This is a genomic window from Psychrosphaera ytuae, assembly GCF_017638545.1.
Lineage (GTDB): Bacteria > Pseudomonadota > Gammaproteobacteria > Enterobacterales > Alteromonadaceae > Psychrosphaera > Psychrosphaera ytuae.
Genome location: NZ_CP072110.1, coordinates 752,328 through 775,098 on the forward strand (window position 1 = coordinate 752,328; position 22,771 = coordinate 775,098).

Consider the following 22,771-nt stretch of genomic DNA (forward strand, 5'->3'; position numbering starts at 1 on the left):
GCCATAGCCACGATAAATACAAAAATAAACACAATAGCGATCAAACCATTGCAGTGATGTCCTTAAAAAGTAGCTCAGGCTTTTCAACCTGAGCAATAGAAGCAATGTCCTCTGTTAAAGATAGTGTGACTTTATTGCATTGTAAATTCAGTTAAAAACATGATTTTTAAAGGAAATTAAAATAAATAAGGATGGATTGATCTAGATCATTAAATTAAACACACCACTTCAATCTCAGCGTAATGAACAATGTCCACTTAATATAGTGCCAAGGAAGTGTAAGTAGGCATGGGACCTATTTGCCTGTTTATTGACGTTATTAGTAGTAATTTTAAGGCTTTTGATTCAAACTTGATGAACAAAATCTAGCCTTTTAATCACGTATGCAACCTATTTCTCAACAAGTTCAGGCTCTTGACGACGCTCTCTATGATACAGTGCAAGGGATCAATATTCTGAGTGCAGTAGCCCCGCTTAATTTTCAGCAGGCTAAAAGCGCGTTCTTTGAATCCAAATTTACTCAAAATCCGGAATTTGTGTATACAGATACACGCCTCGATTGTTTCGAGAGAAAGCGCAAGCTTTTCAATCTTCCCATAGATTCGTTAGGCGATGAAGATTTAGTCACTTTCTATAAAGATGTTATTGAATCTTACGTAGATAAAATTGATCAATTTAACTCCGTTGGCACACCTAATTTTGTCTACAACTGTTTGCGTTATTACGGTGAGCCAAACCAAAAAGACATCGCAAATGCGAAGTTTCTATTGCACTTGCCAGGTGAGTTAGGTGAGCTTGAACAAGAGCCATTAAATGCAGAAGCTGTGGTGTCGCTTATGGGTGACTTTGCTAACCAGCACGGCTATCAGCATCAAATAGTGATTGATGACTCTATGATTGCTAATGCCTTGGTCACTGGGACAACGATTAAAGTGAACACAAATGCCAAGATCGCTTTGGTCGAAGCGCAGGCGCTTGCACACCATGAAATTGGTGTGCACTTGGTCACCACCTTGAATTCTCGCGCCCAACCTATAAGAGCTTTAAATCTGGGTAGTCCACTCAACACCATGACGCAAGAAGGCATCGCCATCTTATGTGAATACTTAGCAGGCTGTGTGTCTTTACCTCGTCTTAAAGTACTTGCTTTAAGAGTTTTGGCCGTGGATTCAATGTTAAAAGACAGCGACTTCAAACGCACTTTTACCATGCTGCTTGAGCAATACAGAGTAGATCCAAATCTTGCCTTCACTATTACAGCTAGGGCCTATCGAGGCGGCGGTTTCACCAAAGACTACTTGTACTTGCAAGGTCTACATAACATGCTTAACGCCTATGAAAACGAACCCAATTTTAATTATCTACTCGCTGGTAAAGTGTCGCTTGAACACTTACCGTTAATCACTCGATTAATTGATAAAGGATTTTTAAGTGCACCCAAACACATAAGTCCTGCAATTCTCAACCCTGTTAAGAATGACAAAATCAATGAGTTTATTTCACACGCGATAAGATAAAGCGCTTAACTAGAATTAGATTTCCTTTACCTTATTTACTGCTAGTTTCAAAAACTTGCATAGTGACTCTTGTAGGTGATGCGTAATTATAAAAAGTTGTTGGTTGTCAAATTGATAGTAAATTGACGACCCAACTTGAAAATGTTAACAATATGAAAAATATAATAATTTAATGGATTAACATGGTCTCCCTTCGACAACGGCTCACAAGCAATAAACTTCTTTTATCAATTGCCCTTTTGATTTTAATTTACGGAGTGCTAAGGGGACTTACTGCAGTTCAAACACAAACTTTTGAAACACCGGGTGAATATTTTGACTATCAAAACTATGCCGTTAGATATGTTTGTCAGGGACAAAATGCGCCTTTTGTAATTTTTGAAACCGGCTTTGGCTCAGACTCAGAACAAACCTGGTCACCGATATTTGACAAGCTTGCAGAAAGTCCAAAGTCCTTCACAGCCTGCTATTACGACCGATTGGGTCACGGTGGCAGTGCTGACGTACCAACGGATTTTACCACCGACGACAAATCACAATTACAACAAGCCCTCATAAAACACATCGCCAAAGACCAACCGGTCGTGTTAGTCGCCAAATCATACGGAGGAATCATTGCTAGGCGCACACTCGCTCGCAATCAACTAAATCACCAGATAAATCTACAAAGCCTAATTTTGTTGGATTCTGCCCATGAAAACCAACATGGTATTATGCGCGGTAAACTCGACCCTATTTCTGACTCTGTCAAAAACTGGCAGTACGCCAATGCATTAGTCGGCTTTACTGCTATTAAAAACCTGTTCAAACACTACGACAATGCGACGGATAAGCGTGTAGATCATTATTATTCGAGCTTTCGCTACGCTCATGTTTTGTCTACTTACCGAAACGAAAAAGGCTTTTACACGCCACTTTCAGAATTTAACTATGACTTTGGAGACTTAAAGCTTGTTGTGCTTAGCCACGATCCCGAAGCCTATGCAAACAACCCTCGCCTTTCTGCAGTTTCCAAAGATTGGGCTGAAATGCAAGCGAGCATCGCTGCACTTTCGAAAAACTCGGTTCATATCGTCGTAAAAGGTTCTACCCACAATATGTCTGCAGACGCCCCCGATTTTATTGTGGCTAAGGTTTTAGAGTCTGTGGATGAAGTTGCAACTTTAAGGAGAAAATAAACTTCGGGCTCCTCCACTCATTATGGTGTGATCCAGTCGGCAAATAAACTCACCAGTACTTAGTTGATTTAATGACGGACCTGTATATTATTTATACAATCCAATTGTGTAAACAAATAATAGGGACGTTATATGAAGATCTGCAAAATCATAGTTTTTATAGTACTCGGGGTCACGCACATAGCTCAAGCCGAAGAAATTCAACTCTGCCAAACCGATATTTATCAAAATAGAACTGAGCCGTTTTTTGAAACTGGAAAAGAAATAACGGTAGACCAATTAACGTCTGCAATAACTCATCTTAATAAAGTTAGTCGTGCTATAGAATGTAAAAAAGATAATTCTTTATTTAAGTTAGAGTCTAGCTACAAGAGCGTTATCACAAATCTTGAAAAAGAGATTGAGACCAAAGAGTCAAGTATTAAAAAGCTTGAAGGTAACTCTGCCAAACTTATGGAAGAGTTGCTAGATTCACCCACTCAAGAAAAAGCAGAGGAAATAAAAGGTGTCAGGCAAACAATAGCAGAACAAGAAATGCAAATGGCTGGTTTAAAAGACAAAAAATCTTCTACCAAGCAGTCACTTGATGCACTAAACACTTCAGTAAATAAGACAAAAGTAAAACTAAATAAACTTTGTCTAATAAACAATGAGCTTAACAAAGAAAATAAGGTGAAGTGCCTAACTGCGTTGCATACTGAACTAACTCGAGAGAGGGAGAACCTAGTTGAATTCATTAGTGATGTAAAAAAATTAGAGTCAATAAGCAATGTCGTACTTGCCGATTTAAATTCTATAGAAAAGCTAATGCCTGCGAAAATTGATCTAGAAAAATCTCCAAGCCCAAAAGAAATTCTGGATAAGTTTATTGATGACAGCGGCGTTATGAATGCTAACGCAAAAGTCATAAAAGACATACTTGATCAACGTTCAACGCAAATTGCAATATTCAGGCAAAAGCTCAAAGTGTTACAACGAAACACTAATATTGCTATTGAGATGTTAAAAGCGCCAACAATGAGTTGTAGTGTCGTGAGTGAAGTTCAAAAAAAGACTGGTTTCTTTAGTAACTCACTAGATCCAAATATAAATGAAATTAAAGAAAAATTAACACAAGTTGAAAAAGAAATTAAAAAGAAAGACATTGAAGCTGACAATACTCTCAACAAGGAGTTTACAGCACTTAATGAGGAATATAATTCACTTGTTACTTTAAAAATTGCTTACAACAATTTATCAACCTCAGATATTGAGTTTTGCGAAAAACTACCTCAACTTGAAGATACGGTCAAAACAACACTCAACAAAACCTATGACGACTCGTGGTTTCAGAATAAAAACCTTGAAGTTGAAATTGATGATATCGATCAACTACTACGAGAATTAAATGGAATCATTACAAACCCGAACTCTGATCCAGTTGAGACTAGAGCCAAACGCACAAACTTTATGCAACACAGTCAACGGTTTTTTGCTAAATATAACGCGACAGCAAGGTTTAACGTTGGTCTTGGTTTGACAATGTTCAGTACTCCCAAGCTGATGTATAACTCTTCTAATGATATTCTTCTGGAAGAACTATTGGGACCTGATTCACCCAGCCTTTCAGTTGAAATTAATGAAATGTTGCCTGACGTTCAAGATTTAAGCCCTTCAATTGTTATCACAATGGCCTATTTAGATTTGAATCTAACGATACCCAATATAGATGAGTCTTATCAAACTATACTCCCTATCCAATCAATATCAGTGGAAGGTCCACCACCTGAAGATGGCCAACCTGCGTTAGAACCGACTATATACCTCGCAAAATCTACCATTGACTGGCGACACAAAGTCGACTTTGATGCGAACTTAAACATAAAGGTGCTTGGGTTTCTCAGAGAAAACTATGAGCGTATACCCTGGTTCAATAAGCGCGGATGGTTTAAAGACAAAATAGCCAATTTTGATTTAAATTTTACCCGAGGTAGAACGCATATAGAGCTAGAGCAGACTATAAACTCGGAATTAAGACAAACCACAGATTCAACTGTCAAATACGCTGATCTTGCAAGCTTTGGTTCCATATCGAATAGTAATTCGATTAATGACACTCACAGTTATAAAGGCTGGTCATTTTCATATTACGTTGCAGACCAGTTGAAGTTAGATATCTACAAAAAATGGTATGGTAAACCACCCGAAGGATTAAAACTAATAGATGATAAGGTGTGGGGAGTTACGTTCTCATATCTATTTTTTTAATTAACAATTTATCTCACAAAAGCATAAAGGTTATGAAACTTAACAGTTACGCATCTATATAAGCAAAAAAGCGAACCTTAATGGTTCGCTTTTCTAATTATGAAATTACTCAATTAATAATTAAGCAACTACAATTGATCCAATGATATAAGTCGTTTAATCAGAAGGAGTAATAGTCAATACTATAGGAAGCCATCATTATAATAAACCGTTTAACGAGTTGGGTGGTAACGGCAATACTTTCTGGCGATTCTACTTCCTATTTTTATTAATGTGTATTTGAACAGCATAAGTAAAACTAATTTCGATAACAAGTCTAAAGAAAGGAGGTAACAATTTGGCGTTAATAGACGACGTTAAAGCAGCTAAGCATGCTTGGGGGAAATTATCTTCATTTGGAAGGCTTTTTCTCGTTCTATCTACCTTTCTCTCTCTAAATAGTATAGCCGGAATCAAACATTCAGTTATTCAGTGGAAAGGGTTCTTAAAAGATGGTTTTGAATTTTATCGCACAATACTCATTGAGCCTCTCATCGCTGCTTTTTCATCATTTGATATAAACGTTTCAGAAAGCCGTGCAAATGGCCTTACATTATTAGCCGTTATTTGTAGCTCTATTTTAAGAAGTTGGGCATATGACAGGGATTTAAAATATGAATGGAAAGATCTTACGAAAATAACGCTTATAAGCCTGACTTTATTCATTTTCTTTGCATACCCAATCATCTTCGTTAATAAGCTATACGTGGCAGGTATTTATTCTTTGATAGCTATTTTGTGCTACAAACTTTTTTTAAAAGAAGTTTTTGAAGGCTCATTTTATAAAAAACTCCACTTCTATACTCCCTATGTTGCAGCAATTATTCTCCTTTTTGTATGCGCTGCGATAAACGCGGGGTTGAACGAATAGTAGGTTAATCCGTCAGATAGCCAATAAGTGAAGATGAGTAGAAAAACATCTTGACGTTCTGACTAGGTTTTTCCCACTTTATTCTCTAAAGTTACGTCGGCCGCCCCCGACATCAACAACAACTGTTCATGTTCCGTCAACTGTTCAGCTACAGCTTTACCAAGATACGTCCAATACTCGATTAATTGAGTTGGTGTTTTAGGTAGTTTCTCAAGATATGCTTTCGCAGATGAAATTAAGTCATCGTCTATCTCGATGGTGGTATCGCTTTCATTTTTTTATACATCTTTATTACCCTCTTTGATTTCAAATTTCGCTTTTAGCCTTCGGTAGTAACGCCAACACAATGGCATCTTTACTAATGCTTTAGTGATCCAACCATGACCTCCAAAGCTCTTATCTATTATATATTTTGTTGGTAATTACCTATTGCTTTTCACGAAAAAGAGAATTGAGTTTTTTGTTTGAATAAAGACTTTTTAAAATTAAACAAAGTAGCAACGTTAATGATAATTGCACTGACTAATGTTTTCTGGAAAATAGCCCTCAATATCTTTTAAAGTAGCTAGTACGTCTTTGCTACCAAAGTGCTCTGCGATTCGCCAGCAATCAACATCTTCGCCTGTATTGTTAACATAATATGTTTTCCTTGGTTCCCCTCCATTACTTAGCATTTTGTTGAATAAATCGACTTCATCCAGTTCTGCGGCCAGCATCAGTGGGGTATAACCTTTGATCGGTGCAACGTGTTCAGCATTAACATCTGCACCAACTTCAATTAATTGACTCGCAATCAATCTCATTTTTGCAATGTCGATTCTCGTATCTAGCTTCTCTGACATTAATCCAATTAATGAGTGTGACATTTGTCGAAACTTAGGGTTTGAGTTTTGAGTTAAAAGAAATTGTAGCTGATCCTCCAGAGTGAAACCCGTCATGCCTGAGTTCTCCCTCCTAATCGAATCTAACACCTCCGGAGTTAACTGCATTTGAAGAACACTGGACCAATAACGCTTTGGGTCCTTAGCTATACCAATCATCTTTATACAGGCATTCAATGCGGTTTGATTGTCAGTTAAACCTCTATTATTAACGTTTGCCCCCATAGCTAAAACTTTATCAACAATATCAGGTCTACCAGATTGAACCGCCGATATAAGAGGCTGTAGACGCTTTTTGTCAGTACAACGGTTCATAGTTTCTTCACTGTGAGGATATTCTGATAGTAGATTAAACAGAGAGTCGTCTAAAGATCTAAATGGCACCGCTCTTAAGTTTAAAGCCTCCAAAGCCATTAAAATAGCAGTATCACCTGAGCTACTGGTAAGATTAACATTAGCACCTTGCTTTAGGAGCTTTTTGACTACATCACTTTTTTCCATTTGAGCAAACCAAACCAACTGAGGGTATGTTTTCTTCCAAGTTTCTCCAATTTTCAGCTTTCTATTCGGGTGTCGATAATCTGGTTTTATCTCATCAATATCTGTAACAACATTAATTCCAATTTTAGCCGCAATTTCTGGAGTCTTTGCTTCTGGAAACATTCCGGCTTTGGGGAAAACTTTATAAAACGAAGATCTCCAGATTTGTACTTCCCAATCTTCAATGATGTCAGAAAATTTATTCGATGATTCGCAACTTTGAACTGAAGGAATATCATAGTTGAACATCAGCAATGCGTTCTTTAAGTGTTTTAAAAAGACTTTATCCGGCTTTTCTTGGCTTGCCGCGACAACTATTGCCTCTTCAATTATATACTTTTGATTAATACCAGCTCTATATAACCCCCCATCAAAACCTAATTTATAAAGCGCATTAGCTTCTTCAAGCTGGCCATTCAAGACATACATCCTAGCTTTGTGCCACTGTACCCAATATGCAAAGTGAGATTTATGCTCTTCGGGAGATAGTTGTTGCTCAAGTTTATCTATTGCGGTTTTAAAATATTCGAATTGTCCTTCGTTTTTAACAATAGTTCGCTTCAACCCCTGTTGAATTTCTTCGACCAATGGCAGTAAATAACTAATCCTATCCTTATAGTCTTGTTGATGTGATTGAATTAGTTGACTAAATTCATAGGTGGGCTTTGCTCCCCACGAAAACAATCGGCACTCATCTATCAACAAAGAGCTGCCTTCTTCCTTAGCTGTACGGTCAATAATTGACGCAATAAAAAGTAGTACTCTCACTTTTTGCCAGTCAATATGTTCGGGCCAAGGACCTTGTGACCATGATTGCAGGAAGACTAATGATTGAACGTCTGGTTTATGTTCACCATCTTTCCAAGCTTTAACTTTTGCTTTGTTTTCTTTTTCCAGAGACTTGTAAAAGGACTCCCAACCTCTTTCATTTTCTTCTAACCAATTGAGTATTTGTGATGTACAGGTTTCATGATATGAAAAGAAGACTACGCTTAATGGCTTTTTACTTGAAACTAATCTCAACGCACTATCGATTGTATTTACGACATGTTTGCTTAGTAACGTCTTACAAAGCGATAATCCTATGTCTGTTCGAGATAATCCGTCAGCGCTAATGATTGATACATGAGTCATGTATTCCGTTAAATACCCATGAAACCCTTGCTTGAATATTGCACTAATTTCGTTGCCAAATGTTTTTGATAAGTAATCAAAAACCTCCTTGGAAAATTCATCTATCAAACGATAATCAGCGGTTTTATCCTTGGCTTTATCATCAAGATATTTATTACCAGCTTTTACACCTAAAACCTTTGCAAAGGTTCTCAAAGTCTCTATGTGAGTTGGATACGGAAATTCAGACATAGTTGCGCTCCCTGCAAATAATGGTTCTAATATCGTTGGAGAAATTTTTAAATGCTCTTCTATCACTTGGTGATGAAGGTACTGTTATTTTCTTTCCATTTGGGGTTATCAAAGCCCCATGCTTTTTTCTATTAATAAATCGCCAGCCTATTTTACACATTCTGGTAACTAATTTATTTATATCTTTATCGCTACTGTATTTTTTCATAAATAAATAGAGGGCGTTTAACACGCCCTCGCTTCCTTCTTATTTACCACCTTTTACTGGCGCATTCCCACGACCACCACCAGACTTACCACCTGTTGTGCTGGGCCAGTTGCCGCCCGGTCCCGGATGTGAAGAAGGGCCACGATTATTACCAGAGCTTTGATTTGAGTTATTTGATACTGTTACTAATGACATTGTTAATCACCTTTTGTTTTCCGTCCGACATTGGACGATCCCAACTTTAACTAACAACTCAGATGTTCGCGGTAATCCATGTGGCGGAAAAATTTCATTTTTTACAATTTCAATAAAAACAATGGCTTATGACTTCCTCTTGGCCATTCATTTAGAATCAATAAGCTTTCTAGCAAGCTTCTAGTACAGTTTCAAACCGTTTCTAGCTACTATTATCTATGACGTTCTTTAAAGGCATAAACATGAAAACTAATGTAGAAGACTGGCAAATAGTTTCTGTTTTAGACAATGGTGCTATCGTAGGAGAAGTGTTATGGGGAATATGTGTTGATGACTCGACGAGACGATTCATTAAGGGAGATTACATTCGTACATCTCGGATCGTAAAATCTCACAACCAGTTAATTGAAACTGTTAGCGGTAATATTTATCGACTTTTAGGTGAAGGGGTAAAAAGTCACATATCAATAACAGACATTGGTTTGTTGCGGCAAGGTTTTAGTCCTCAGGAAATTAAGTACTTAAACTCCACCGGCATTAACAAGCAACACTAGGTATTTTTGATTCAGATCCAAAAGATCAGACAACTTTTTTAATTATAAAAAATAGACAAACCGAAGTTTGTCTATTTTTAGCTACGATATTAAGTATTAAACGACTTATTTCATGAGATCAACAATCCTGACCAGAATGAATTAAGTTTATGACAACGAACTCGGCCATTAGTGGGCTTGCTCGGAGCCAAAAATTAATAACGATTGTGACAAACTGAGGATTTCGATCAGATCGAGGCTTGAAAAAATTAATTAAGTTTGTGACAGGGCCTGCAGAGACATATCGCTACAAAATAGCTTGTTGTTAACAGAATAATGTTTAGTAAAAAACATATCAAATCTGACATTGTATGCTACTGATTATGATTTGACCTGACATACTGTTTCAGACAAACAATGGACTTTCAATAATTTGGCGGTGTTTGCCTACTTTGCATACAGAGTCGCTTTACTAGCTTGCTGGCATTCATATGAAAGACTGTATACATACTCATATATAGTAGCAAAGCGAGAGTTCGTAGGTTTGTCGTCGAGAAACACCTGTTCCGAAATTAACTAGCCTGAAGGGTGGTTAATTCGCGTGATTATATTCTGACCTACCATCGCGCTCAGAACAGTTTTCAATTGGCACGAAAATTTCGTTGCGACATTGCCTTTTCACTCAAAGTTAGGCAAGGTAGTACTTACTCGATGGATTTACATGATTCGCAGTTTATTCTAAAAACTAGTGCAGTGCTCATGGGTTTCAGAAGGAAAAATAATGGAAGATTTAAGCCTTAATGATAACTGGGTAATCATTACTTCTCTCGTGGTGCTAGCTGCCTTAGTAATATTTTATGTACTAAAGGACCGCATATCGGAATTTGATATTGACCTCTTAAAGGGGGTTTTCAAGTTGTCTGGTAAAGCAGCACCCAAGAAGTCAATTCCAATCTTGAATGATAATGATAACCAACCTGACTCAGGGGTTTTAGGTAATTTTAATGGATATAAATTACTTCATAATTCAGATGATGTCACTGAGGAAATTGCCTCAATTTTGGCCAAGATTCCAAAAAAGTTATCTCAAACTTATATGGGTACTAACCTAGTTGCGGGCAATGAAGACCATTTAAATAGTTGGTTAGAACTTGCCGCGGAAAAACGCCCAAAAGTAGACAGGATTCTACCAATAAGTTCGCCTGTTGATTTGTACTTTTGTACACATTGCGTAAAGCTGAAGGAAAAGTATGGCGCTAATCTCAATTTATATGTCTTTCAATCATACAATGACGCTGTAGACTCACCGACAACAAACTATACCGTTATTGACAATAATGTAGTGGTTACACTACCTCAGTTTCATCACATTGCAAATGGACTCCAGGTTCCCTCATCTACTACTGGGTTATCTATCAAAGAAAACTCAGAGCTAGCATCCATGGTTAAAGAACATTTAGCAGAAATTCAAAAATCAACTCTTGATAAAAATGCTTTTGACTCTGTTGAGCAGCGTTTAGAGGCTGCAAAAGAACACTTCTGGGAAGATAAAAAAAGGTACTTGCTATCAATTGCTTATGCTATTTCAAAAAACTTCAGAAGAACTCCTGAACTGAAAGCTCGCCTACGTTGCTTTTCAGTAATAGGAAGTGTTTTAGATGGTGGAGACTGCATACCGAATGACCTAGATTTGGTGATTGTTTTTGATGAGGTTACTCAAGCGGTATATAACAAATGTATCGCAGAGATTGATGAAATTATTGGAATATTTTCTCTTAAAGAAACTAATTTTGAATTATATGACCTGGCGGCACCTGTGAAACCGAACAGTGACTACTCATTTCCTATCCAAGTTATGATTCACGACGCATCTACAGTTAATCAATGTTCACCATTTTCAAGTAGAGACAGACTCAACAAACACCTAGATTTTCATGGCAGTTTATCTGACTACCTGACGGTAGAACAATTTAAAATTAATGAACTAATAGATGGCAATTATGGCGTATCTTATTGTTTAGAGAGGATTCGTACGAGGACACTCGATGGAAGAAAATGGAGCGAGTTTGGTGGTAAAATGTCATATCGTTATACCCCTGTTCCAGTCAATGAAGGTGAAAGCCTTGACCAATTTATTGACTATGCTTGGCGATGGTGTTTTCACAACTCACTTGAATATTTTCAAGGTAAAATGAACCGATTAGAAGGGTACAATACTTGTTTAAAAAACGAAATCGAATACCTAAGAAACCAATCCGATACTATCGTCAACAAAGTTGATGGTCTAGAAAAGCTTCAACAAATGCTTAGGGTTTACGCTGGTGTTCAAGATTCGTGAGGAATTCAGACGTGATGGACTTGCTGCACATCCACAACTTTGTGGCGAACACTATAAACATCTTGTAGAAACATTTAGCGGCGCTAGATTCAATATCGGTTATCCCTCTATATCTAAAGGCCAAAAGGCTAAATGTTTAGATATTATTGAGCAATGCTACGGAACTGAGGAGATGTGTGTTACTGGAGTCGCTTCCAGGGAGAGCCTAGATATATTAATCTCAACACTTAATGATTATACTCGCTTTACATCAGCTAACATTTGGATTCCCTCAAGCGAAAGATTAAGTAAACGATTGCTTGGATGCGACCTAGAATCTATAAAGATTCAGCTAAAAGAGTTGATTGCGTATTGGTCTTCACAGCTTAGCTCTGTCCCGATTGATTTGGCTCTTGTGGACTCTATTTCCGATGAAGTTGGCTGGATAGAAAATTCGACTAACATTGCCTCATTTGCTCTTCAAATTGGATTCCGCTCTGTAATTTTATGCAACTCTTTAGGAACAAATTTTGATCCCGAAAAGGTAATCGAAATAACGTCGAAAGTGAAACAATTTGGAGAGTGTGAACTTCACATTCACGCGGATTCTTTTGAGGAAAACAAAGTCCGTGAGCTTGCTTTGGCATGTAAGGTTGATTTTGTAGGGACATCTTTGGCGAGGGCGTCAGAGAGAGGAACGTTGCCCGATAGTATAAGTTTTCATTCGCAACCAAATTTAGATTCGCTTGACGATTTCTTAAAGTCCTATGAGAGAGACTTCGGTAATATATATTCAAGAGTGTCCTCTATATTTTGCAAAGAAAAAATTTCAAGTGGCGCTCAATATCTCCTACAAGATTCACCAAGTAAGAACCTTTTATTCTCAATATGCTCCGATAGACGGATTGTGGAGAAAATGATTAACATTCGTTTGAGTTCACACCAGTTATCAAAGTTGAAGGACATTTTATTTTCAATAAACTCAATGAATTACTATATGAATGACGCTGAGCTTTTAAGGGCCTATGAAAGATTCAAAGCGTTACTTTAGATAAACTAGGGCGTTTTTAGAACCATTATGTATGTCGTGCATTAGACTTCCTGTTCAGTTAGCTCTTCAGGAAACTGATATTTTAGTTCAAGGGTAAAATCTAATAATCGAGAGCGAACTTGAGTGATAATCTGCAAAACTGAATCAATGCTTATATCAGAACAAGCTTTTTCGATTTGATATCCATTTCCTAGTCCTTTACCAAATAAACTGTAAGCTTCCTTTGGAATATGAGCCTGCAGCTTACCTTTATTTTTTCACTGAACCTATCAAGAACATCCAACGACTTATCCATCCTAGCAGTTTCTAAAGACGACCTATACTCCTCTTCTAAGTGACCCATTGAAATATGCTGTGCCGTGGCTCGATACGCGCCATTCGACGCATTTACCAACACTTGCGCTGGCAAAACTCTATAATCAGGTAGAGTATTCCTATCCGGATATCCATTTGATTACATTGAGTACTTCTACAATCCCAAAAGAAATCATGGTACAAATGGTGGCGTTTCTCCAAACGAATATGATAAACGTTATTTTCAGGAGCTGGAATCTGTCTAGATAATTAGAGTCTTACCAATGTGCCGGTTTGTATAGGAATATTGGTTCAGGTGTGGGCTGCGCATCTATCATTGATCTGATGGCTTCAAAATGACGCTTTTTGGGGATCGCTTTTATTAGTTGTACGTTTGTTGTCATAGTTGATTTTTCTACCTTGGTTTGCTTTTTGTATATTAACAGGCACAGGTTTCTGAGGAAAGTAAATTGCGCCGCACTGCTTGAAGTAGAGAGAAAATCCATTGTGAACTTTTTCATAAGATTTAGCTATAGCCACAAAGTAAACGACTTTTGCGATGTTAAATATAGGCAAATAGCGATTTGAAGTAATTAAATTTCAATAGTCAATTAAAGGTATTTTAATACGGACGGGGTTGTAGAGGTTTATGCAGTACATCAGACTGCAAAAAGTCGAGAACTATACGTAGTTCAACCTAGTCAACACCAGTTCACCTACACCTTGCACTAACCTAGGTTCAGCGTCTAACGCTTTGCAATACAAACAAGTAACGTTTTGATGATAGTTAGCTGTTAGGATAGAAGCTAAAACATGGGGTTTAGGTCCAAACAAGGCGATAGAAATATTGCTTTCTTTTTTCAATGGAGTGATTATTTGATTGATATAGTCAAAACAAACTGTCACGTTTGGTAATGGAAGTCCTAACAACTTAGTCTTACCTCCTAAATTAGAATCTATAAATTCTGAATTGTAAGCAAGAACGTTATCAATATAGCTATCTTTTGCACTAGGTGAAGCAAAAATTCCATAGCTGTTGTCAGGATTTAAAGAGTTAAAAATAACTTGAGGTCCAACTGAGTCAAAGCCAAGTAAAAATAGTGCTGATTTTTTTGTATAAGTTAAAGGCGAACCTTCGCAGCCCTGCAATACAATAGGTTGAGAGAAATTCTTATGCTCTTTGACATCAGGATATTCACCTACTGAATAAGAAAAGTCTATTGTAACTGAAAGCTTTGATTTCCTTTGAATAAATTTCAAGAAGAAGAAAACACTTATAGATAAAAGAGACTTGGTCATTGACGAATAGTCAATCAAAACCCTTAACTTTGACTGTGAATCAAATTTTTTCGATTCAAACCAATCTTTCAACTGAGTAAATTGTGCTTGAATATCTAGCGAAGATACTGAATAAACCTTTTTACTACTGTAAGTTCTAAGAAAAAAATTATCGATAGACTTTCGATGAGCCATCTCGGAATGTTCATTATAAGAAAACACTATAGCATCACTTATGTTTGAAATATCTAATATTTCTGATAAAAAAGTGCATCTTGGCTCATAGCCACAGCAAAATATAGCTAAGTCATATTTACTTTCTAATAAGTCTCTTCTGGATATATCACTTAATCTAAATTCATTCATTAAACATTTCCATCTGATCAATCGGTTTTAGGTCAATGGCCCTAATAGAACTATTGGATACTCTCTTTAAAATAGTACTCAATTTTAAAACTCCACCACGTCTTGGAGGTAAGAAAAACTGTGGGCTTATACTTCCTGATAGATGAAAGCGCCCTGACATTACAGGCATATTATCATCACCATCTGCAGTCGTAATGTGAGGGATGAGCAACCCTAAATCAACAGCAATTCTAATTGATTCCCATATTGTTCTATCGGATATATCAAACTCAAAGGACATGTTAATTTCTGTTCCAATTTTTTCATTATGCAATGCCCATTTAAAATAATTGCCTATTTGAGTTAAAAAGGTGGCGGCAGCTAATCCATTTTCTTCAGCTCTTATCGAATCAATTTCGGAAATTGAGAAATTTTTAATAATCCGTCCTTGCTTCCCTTTTTCTATTGGCAAGAAACTAGTCATACTGTTTTGCGACGTTATAAATCGATTAAAAAGGTTAATTAACTTTCTGGGATTTCCATCACAACATTTTATTGCAACATCAAAGCCAGAAAAAACCTTTGGGGCCGCATAAGCTTGGCCTGTTGTAGACTCAAAGTAATCTTTAATTACAAGCAAAGGTCTAACTTTCCGTTCTATCTCGTCACTAAAACTTTTACCATTTGGATTTCTTTTATAAAGCCTGTCTGCTCGTTCAATCGTTGAAGGGTTACAATACCTTCGAATAAAATCCATAATTTTATCCTTGGGTATAATTTCTGATGCATTATCGGTTAAATCTGAACTACCTAATAAAAACTTCAAAGTTATACCGGAACCAGAAAGTTTAGAGTTAGAGACTTTTTTATTGAAAAGCTTCTCCGCAAAATCTAAAATGATTTTGTCGGCATCCCTTTGTGACTTATCAATCGTACCCAATCTATCTAAATACAAATAATCAAAATCATGCTTCGGGTTTAAGTATTCATCCACATTTGTTTTTAAAGTTTTATGCTTATAGGGCATGGTGGTTATTTTAAAAACAATTTCAGTGTATGTTCTCAATTGAGTATTGATTAAAACCCATTGTTCTTCGGTAAGAACTTCAGCCTCGTCTAAACATACAGCCCACGTCGTATCATCTGAAAACTCCAACTCTTTTTTCAATATATCTATCCCCATTTTTATTGGGGAAAATAGATCTGTGTGGAACTTTTTTCCTATATTTAAATCATCATTTGTTAATTCAAAGCCCAATGATGCTTTATTGAAACAAAAATTCTTTTCAAACTCTAAAGATGTTAATGCCTCACTCAGTCTATCTAGAGACTCGAGCTCAGTTTCCAGCCATAGATTACTCAGTTTCAACGATATGTTTCTTTCGTGTATTACTGCGTCTACATTTGATTTTGAATAGCTTTTTATACAATGCTTAACTATTTCTAAAAATCGACTACATGAAGATAAATTTACTCCCCAGACAAAAAAGAAATTGCTTTTCTGGTTATCATCCTTTATGGAGTTTAACTTTGCTAAAAATTCAGGTTTAAAAGAAACGAAGGTTGCAACAAAGGAACGTTTTTTAATCAGCTTTTGGGCTCTATCGTCTTTATATTGTGACAGTGAATCAAACGCTAACATTTTTGCAAATGCTGTTTTTCCAGTGCCTCGTGCACCTAAAATTATATGGTTTCTTTTGGAGAATAATCGTTCAAATGTGTTAGTCCAGATAAACTCGGAGGCTAATTGTTTGCTAGTCATATCTCTTGCATTTGACGACTCGAAGACATTTCTATTCATTACTTTCCTCCTTCTTTCTTCAACAAAATGATTTCTGGTTCTTTATACACTATGAAATCCAATTCGTTCTCTAGTTCCTCGAGCACTAATGAAAGCACAACAGAAGAACTGTATTTAATATCTTTATCTCGTGACTCGATTTCGGTCCATTTTATATACGGCTCTGTTGAAAATAGCTCTAAAATTATATTCTTTATTTTCAGCTTTAGTGTCTTTCGGTTATAGCTACTGCCAAATCTTGATTCATGAGGGATAGAATCTCGTTCTGAATTGTTCTGAATCCACCCGTGTTGTACAAAGTGACTCCAACTTAAAATCCTTCCCTGCGGAATTTGTTGCTCCGCACAGTTTTGATCAATTTCAATTATATGAAACGCATTACCTACATCATCAAACCACCGATCATCTAATCTAGCAACAAAACTACCGGCACATAATATATTCATAGGATGTCTAACGTCAGTTATTAAGTGGCTGTATCGGGGAATATGTTTATGTCCATGTACTAAGAAATCAAAACAATACTCTGCACCTAATTCAATCAAGGCATTGGCATTGGCCATAATACTATGATCAACATCTGAAAAAGTTTTTTCTATATAATTAACTGGATGGTGATGAAAAAGTAAAACTTTTATTTTGTCTTCAAAGAGTGATTTGTGTTTTTCTAGTTCAGTTTTAATTTGTTGAATTGACTCAAGAGAAATTTCTCCATGATGAATGTTTTTTTCGTCATTATCATTGGCTGAAGTATTGAAGGATAGAACAGATAAATCTTTATTACACCATAGTACACAGTATGGCGACACGTGAAATTGACCAAACGTCGCACGGTTGTTTAAGTCTTTAATAAATTTGTTACCGTTGAAAAGTTGATAGCGAGCCTCTCTTATTTGTTGTTCGTCACTTACGCCTTGGCTTTTTATTGAACGTCCTAGTTCCCAGTTTGAGTCATGATTGCCGGGAGTAAGAAAAATTGCATCATGTGGGACTTTCAATATATCAGCGATATCTTTAATTCTCTCCTCCGCTAACTCAAACTCTTCATACTGAGCTTTATTCGTTATATCACCAGCTATTAACAAGGCATCACATTTATATTCGTCGTCTGAAAATTTTTTGGAAAACGAACCTAGATAATCATCAATGATAGAGTGTTCACTATCATTGGGGGTGAAGTCCTTTGCTCGAGCATAATCACCTATGTGAAGATCACTTATAATCGCTATTTTCATCAATATAAATAAATCGCTTTTTTCTTTTAGATGTTTGAGTATAACCAAACGATTAATAAAATAGTACCTATTATAAAGTAGTTAGCTTAAAGAGCGACTATAGTTTTTGTCATACTTGAGGGGGAAAGCTTCAGACAGAGCAGTATTAGAAGGGAAATAAGCATAAACCTATTAAGGTTACTTGATGGATCAATATTTCTTTTAAGTAAACGGCGTTTTACACTAAAAATTATGTTTATTTAACAAATTTTTAACTTCACAATTGTCTCTTTATACTTATTTACTAAGTTTACGCATTCTAAAATTCGAAAAGTTTATAGTGAACAAATATTAACTTAGAGTAATTGGGGCTAGCACGAAAAGGGGCAAAAAATGAGTTGGTTGGACCGTCCTAAAGCGGCAGTCCTAGTAAAGAAACGTCACCATCCACTCCTTGTCTAAACCTGCCTGTTTAGGTAAAAACAGTCAATATAGGCACTTTGCTAAAAGCAACCAAATTTTCTTCTACTTCGTTGGCACTTGGAACACTAGTAAAGTAAAAACAAAAAAGCGAACCATTTCTAGTTCGCTTCTCTAGCATCAACCTGTCACAAACTTAATTAATTCTGTCACAAACTTTATTTAACGTGCACACAAGTGACTAGGATGAATAAAGTTTGTGACAAGTACCCGCACCACTCAAGGGCTAGCGCTGACCTAAGGATTAATTAAGATTGTGACAAACTGAGGTTTTCGATGAAGTCGAGGCTTAAAAAAATTAATTAAGTTTGTGACTGGTTAAGTCGCACCCATGCAGCGAATGATAGGTTCCAACGAAGAAGGCTGGTTAGCTAGATGAGTTCTATATCAGGTTCTACAGAGTATATTCGTAGTCTGCACATACAAATGAGTGTGACCAAGCAGGCTCTACTTCAGGGGAGCTATTGATAAAGCAGTCGAATAGGCTCAATACATCTGAAAAGTATTGGTTAAAGTGATCTTTCTTACCACTAGCAGGCATGATACCAAGGTCAGCCAAATAACTTCTAAATTTCCTCTCAATCTCCCAGGCAGACAGCGAATCACTATGCCACTACACTAGCGCTAGGTATTACTAAGACAGCTTCTAAAGTTTTCTTCCTTTTATCAAAATGGGCAGTTATTGACTCGACTCATCCTAATAACGTACCTTATAGTAGCCTTATAAACCACTGAAAAGATATGGCCTGCTTATCCCGCTAATTATTCAGGCATGCATAATTCGAATTGGTCGGGAGAGGAAGATTAAGAACATTGTTTTGCATTTTATTTTTTTATTGCTGACAGAGCGTTTGTAAAAATACTTCTAGCTTATATTTCTGTTACGTGGTGTACGCGTTTCCTAAGAAAAATTTTTACTTACCCGATGGAATTATTCAATACAACCTAATCAATATTCTATGTTTTAGGAAGGAGCTTTACTAATTTTTTGGCATGCGATAAATTCCCAGCCCCTAGATCGCAAGTAACACCATATATATTTGGGTCAACAGGTCTTGGTAACTCGTCTGCATCAAGAAATTGACCATAATAGTCGCCCCATTTGTTCTTTGTATATTCTATTGGATTTGTTTGTGCAGGCTTAATATCGGAAACCAATGTTACACCCATACGCGATAGTTGTTTTTTCTCTTTGTCAGTATAAGGGCGCTGAGGAATCAAGGGGAAGTAGATTCTAAAGGTCTTAATGACGCTTCTTTTTGCATCAATAAACTCTTTATGGCTCATTTTTCGCATCAAGTGCTCATATTTAATAGTTTTTGCACTCTGATACACAAGCTCAATAAGTCTTGTATTAAGTACTTTATTAACTCCACCGCTGTATTGGTTTATGCAATTACCGTAACCGTTATCTATATGCCATAAAAGAGCGTTTCTAGCCTTTTCCCAATTTGCAAAGTCTTGATGAGTTTTTTCATTCCCCTGTATTTTTTTACCAAATTCATTTATCCAGTCATCAATTCTTTTTACAATTTCTCGTGATAATATTAGAGCTAATATGGCTGAATTTCGTTCAGATTGAAGAGGTCTTTCTTCCGGTTTATCTCCCATGTAATTAGGATCATCGATTTTGGTTCTAAAACGTATATCCGAATCATCTTTATATGTGAAGATAAAGTTCTCTCTATCCTTGTTTAGGAAAATAAAGAAGTCATTTGGTTTTAGTGCCTTAATAGAGTAGCGGGCCTTAATTTCAATTGTTTTTTCTGGAATATATCTAATTGATTTAGGGATTAAGCTTTTTGCTCTAGCGCTAAGTTCTAAATAGGTGACGTGCCGAGTTTGAGAAAGTCGCCCCCCCCATGAGATTGAACTATCTTCTATTTTTCCTTTAAAAACAGTGCGTGATGAATAATATATATCACTTAGAGGTCTACCTTCCTCTACTTTTCTCCAAAGACCAAAGTGCTCACCTAACTGAACAATGTCTTTATTCTTTTCGTTTGATAAGTTTTTCATTAATTCTAAATCGATAAGCTGGTTTAAGTCTTCAGCAGCCAATGATATTAGTAAGGGGAAGTTTTGAGCAATAAATGTATCTTGGTTGGCAGTCGGATCTAAGTGTTTGACAACCTTTTCTTTTTGTTCGAGTTTTCGATATAAACTATTTGTAATTCGCTTTTGGATAAATTCTAAAAGATTTTTGTGACCTTCGATAGCTAGTGGTTCAAGTTCTAGGTAATTCATCATGTGGTCATAAACCTTATTACCGTATTTTTCCAAAAGAACTCTCGCCAAAGGGATGGCTTCACGGGATTCCCTTGCTGAATCCTCTATTTTTGAAAACTGTGCCTTCAGTCGTGCGGAATCGATGAATAGTTCATCAAATCTGTCGTAAAATACCGCCATTTTTAGATATTCAGGCAGTAATACATTGATAAATAAATTTGGATTAATCAGATTCTCGTAAACATCTGTATCTACGGTCCGTACATATGAGATTGAAGGATTTCTATATTTTTGTCGTAGAGTATCATCTTTCAAGTATTCAGAATTCATCCATTTGCTAATTTCCTCTAATTGGTCAATACGCGCTGCCGCTGAAACTTCATTAAAGATGTAATCCCAATCCATAATTTTAGTGTCATTAATGGGCGTGGGACTCGAAAATATTTTACCTCTATAAATGTCAGGATCTGTTGCATATGAAACAATCCTACTCAATTGGTCAAACACTTCTTTTTGGTGAGTTACCGCTTGCTTGCTGCACATCCCCTTATTTTGTTTGCACGAAATTATATCTTCAAAAATCGCCGAGGATGGGTCTAAAACGCGTTTAGTCAAAACGTTTGTACGAGTCTTCAGATCGTTTAATATGCCCTCTTCAAATAACTCTCTTGTATAGTTCATCTCCTGATATCTGGCGGCGCTTATTTTATCGAGTCGCTCTATAATATTGGTAAGTTCTCTTAAGGTTTCTTTGTGTTGCTGTGCTGAAATACTGATTATGTAGGATAAATCGGACTCTAAAATTGCTTGTTTGTGTTCTATTTCTGCTAACTGCTCCAGAATCAACTTTTGATTAGCAAGCACTTCCCCAAGCATTTCCATAATAACTTCATCGGCAGTGGGGCCACTATTTTTACTCATTAAAGTAAGTACAATTCCGATACCACTCGCCATATCGCCTAACATCCTTACATTCAATTCACCTTCAATATCATATTGTCCGAAAGCACTCATTATTTTTCCATATGCCTTCCCTGCACGATTAAATTTAAATGCGAATTCCTGATCAACCAACGCAACAATCGATACGAAACCATTTAAATCCTTGTGATAATCATCTACCTTCTTTTCCAACTGCAACAAGCGAATTGCTCGTTTTTGAAGAGTGTTGCCGGAATTTGAATCATCTATATTAAGTAATCTTTTCTTTTGCCAAGTTGGTATCTTAGGATCTATGACTTTAGCTTTATCGTCGTCTGATAGCTCATTAAACGCATCCTCCAAGTTGTCTGAATTTTCGGTAGTCTTTCTTTTATGTTTTTTTGTTTTGTCTTGGGGCGGGAGTATTTCAATATCAGTAGATCTTATTTGGTCACCGTTGGGTAAAGTTTTCACTGCCTCATCATAATTGGCTACCAGATTTTTAACTTCACTTTCATCAATTTTAAATGTGTTCGCAAATTTTCGTGATAAGGTATCGAAATTTGTTGAATGCTTTTTAGATGATAAAATTCCTAATTCGATTGAAAAGTACGCAATTCTTGCAAGTGAAGCTGCTCCTTCGGGTCTTAACAAATATTCTTGGTAAGCTCCATTCGTTTTCCCAAATCTAGTATGACTACCAAAATAGGCATAAGAGTCGTACTCATCTTCACCAAAGCTTACACTGAAGTTATCAGGGTTACTATGGTACCTCTGGGCCAGCGCCAAACCCTCACCATATATTGGGACTTTATTAAGTAATAGCACTGCAATATCACGCTCGTTTATTCCTTTAACGCTGTTTTGATAACCCTTTAAAACTTTCTTTCCAGCATGAGGTCCTCCATTAAAATTGACCCTAAATAGATTGTAAAAATGAGGGTTTTCATACAGACGTCGTGCGCGTTCACTTACCTTAAGGCGCTTACTTTGATTCAGTGCCTCATAATTTTCGTTAGTAATAGTCCATTCTCTTAACTTCCTTGAATCGGCACTGATAATCTGTGATTGGGATGATGCAAGCATTGAGAATGTTGCGCAAAATAAAAATAAAGTGTACTTTAGAAATGCAGTTGTATTTATGAAAAACCTTATATTTTTCATTTTATCATTCCTTTTAAATCTATGGCTTATGTAATATTTTTGAACTGCAAACCAATCATGTATGACGAATATTTTTACCCAAACGTTAAGAAAGTTTAAGTCT

Annotated in this window: 14 protein-coding genes and 2 pseudogenes; 8 read left to right on the forward strand and 8 right to left on the reverse strand. The window is 36.5% G+C overall.

The genetic code is table 11. The features are described from left to right. Window positions 1-383 precede the first annotated feature (383 nt). The 4 genes from J1N51_RS03405 to J1N51_RS03420 all read left to right on the forward strand — a co-directional run bounded on the left by J1N51_RS03405 (window position 384) and on the right by J1N51_RS03420 (window position 5,852). On the forward strand, window positions 384-1,517 hold the full coding sequence (locus J1N51_RS03405) for a flavohemoglobin expression-modulating QEGLA motif protein (RefSeq protein WP_208832587.1): 1,134 nt from the start codon (window positions 384-386) through the stop codon (window positions 1,515-1,517). A 182-nt stretch (window positions 1,518-1,699) separates the two neighbouring features. Beyond that, window positions 1,700-2,695: an alpha/beta fold hydrolase gene (locus J1N51_RS03410; RefSeq protein WP_208832588.1), complete on the forward strand. Its 996-nt coding sequence runs from the start codon at window positions 1,700-1,702 to the stop codon at window positions 2,693-2,695. A 132-nt stretch (window positions 2,696-2,827) separates the two neighbouring features. Beyond that, window positions 2,828-4,942, forward strand: a complete 2,115-nt coding sequence (locus J1N51_RS03415; RefSeq protein WP_208832589.1) for a hypothetical protein — start codon at window positions 2,828-2,830, stop codon at window positions 4,940-4,942. A gap of 337 nt (window positions 4,943-5,279) precedes the next feature. Further along, a complete protein-coding gene (locus tag J1N51_RS03420) occupies window positions 5,280-5,852 on the forward strand; it encodes a hypothetical protein (protein ID WP_208832590.1) in 573 nt (190 codons plus the stop codon). A 503-nt stretch (window positions 5,853-6,355) separates the two neighbouring features. Here the strand turns inward: J1N51_RS03420 and J1N51_RS03425 are convergent. Both J1N51_RS03425 and J1N51_RS03430 read right to left on the reverse strand, forming a co-directional pair. Next, window positions 6,356-8,638, reverse strand: coding sequence for an ankyrin repeat domain-containing protein (locus tag J1N51_RS03425; protein WP_208832591.1), 2,283 nt, complete (start codon window positions 8,636-8,638; stop codon window positions 6,356-6,358). Window positions 8,639-8,885: 247 nt separating this feature from the next. Next, complete coding sequence (locus tag J1N51_RS03430; RefSeq protein ID WP_208832592.1) at window positions 8,886-9,041, reverse strand: hypothetical protein; 156 nt, start codon at window positions 9,039-9,041, stop codon at window positions 8,886-8,888. A 242-nt stretch (window positions 9,042-9,283) separates the two neighbouring features. Here J1N51_RS03430 and J1N51_RS03435 point away from each other — a divergent pair, with 242 nt between their 5' ends. From J1N51_RS03435 to J1N51_RS03445, 3 genes are all read left to right on the forward strand, one after another. Continuing rightward, window positions 9,284-9,595 (forward strand): DUF6957 family protein, encoded by a 312-nt coding sequence (locus tag J1N51_RS03435; protein ID WP_208832593.1) that lies wholly within the window; start codon window positions 9,284-9,286, stop codon window positions 9,593-9,595. A gap of 760 nt (window positions 9,596-10,355) precedes the next feature. Next, on the forward strand, window positions 10,356-11,912 hold the full coding sequence (locus J1N51_RS03440; RefSeq protein ID WP_208832594.1) for a hypothetical protein: 1,557 nt from the start codon (window positions 10,356-10,358) through the stop codon (window positions 11,910-11,912). After that, window positions 11,896-12,942 (forward strand): hypothetical protein, encoded by a 1,047-nt coding sequence (locus tag J1N51_RS03445; protein ID WP_208832595.1) that lies wholly within the window; start codon window positions 11,896-11,898, stop codon window positions 12,940-12,942. Before J1N51_RS03440 ends, J1N51_RS03445 begins: the two co-directional genes overlap by 17 nt. 41 nt (window positions 12,943-12,983) lie before the next feature. Here the strand turns inward: J1N51_RS03445 and J1N51_RS14830 are convergent. Then, window positions 12,984-13,339: pseudogene (locus J1N51_RS14830) on the reverse strand (AbiTii domain-containing protein). Between the two features lie 52 nt (window positions 13,340-13,391). On the opposite strand from J1N51_RS14830, the pseudogene J1N51_RS14790 reads away from it, so the two are divergent. Next, window positions 13,392-13,502, forward strand: a pseudogene (locus J1N51_RS14790) (IS3 family transposase); the annotation flags it as partial. A 415-nt stretch (window positions 13,503-13,917) separates the two neighbouring features. Here the strand turns inward: J1N51_RS14790 and J1N51_RS03455 are convergent. The 5 genes from J1N51_RS03455 to J1N51_RS03475 all read right to left on the reverse strand — a co-directional run bounded on the left by J1N51_RS03455 (window position 13,918) and on the right by J1N51_RS03475 (window position 22,668). Next, window positions 13,918-14,880 (reverse strand): hypothetical protein, encoded by a 963-nt coding sequence (locus tag J1N51_RS03455; protein ID WP_208832596.1) that lies wholly within the window; start codon window positions 14,878-14,880, stop codon window positions 13,918-13,920. Continuing rightward, a complete protein-coding gene (locus J1N51_RS03460) occupies window positions 14,873-16,660 on the reverse strand; it encodes an ORC-CDC6 family AAA ATPase (protein WP_208832597.1) in 1,788 nt (595 codons plus the stop codon). The genes J1N51_RS03455 and J1N51_RS03460 overlap by 8 nt, the downstream gene beginning before the upstream one ends. Beyond that, complete coding sequence (locus tag J1N51_RS03465; protein ID WP_208832598.1) at window positions 16,660-17,895, reverse strand: metallophosphoesterase family protein; 1,236 nt, start codon at window positions 17,893-17,895, stop codon at window positions 16,660-16,662. The genes J1N51_RS03460 and J1N51_RS03465 overlap by 1 nt, the downstream gene beginning before the upstream one ends. Window positions 17,896-18,748: 853 nt before the next feature. Next, window positions 18,749-18,913 (reverse strand): hypothetical protein, encoded by a 165-nt coding sequence (locus tag J1N51_RS03470; protein WP_208832599.1) that lies wholly within the window; start codon window positions 18,911-18,913, stop codon window positions 18,749-18,751. Window positions 18,914-19,311: 398 nt separating this feature from the next. After that, complete coding sequence (locus J1N51_RS03475; protein WP_208832600.1) at window positions 19,312-22,668, reverse strand: hypothetical protein; 3,357 nt, start codon at window positions 22,666-22,668, stop codon at window positions 19,312-19,314. Window positions 22,669-22,771: the final 103 nt, after the last annotated feature.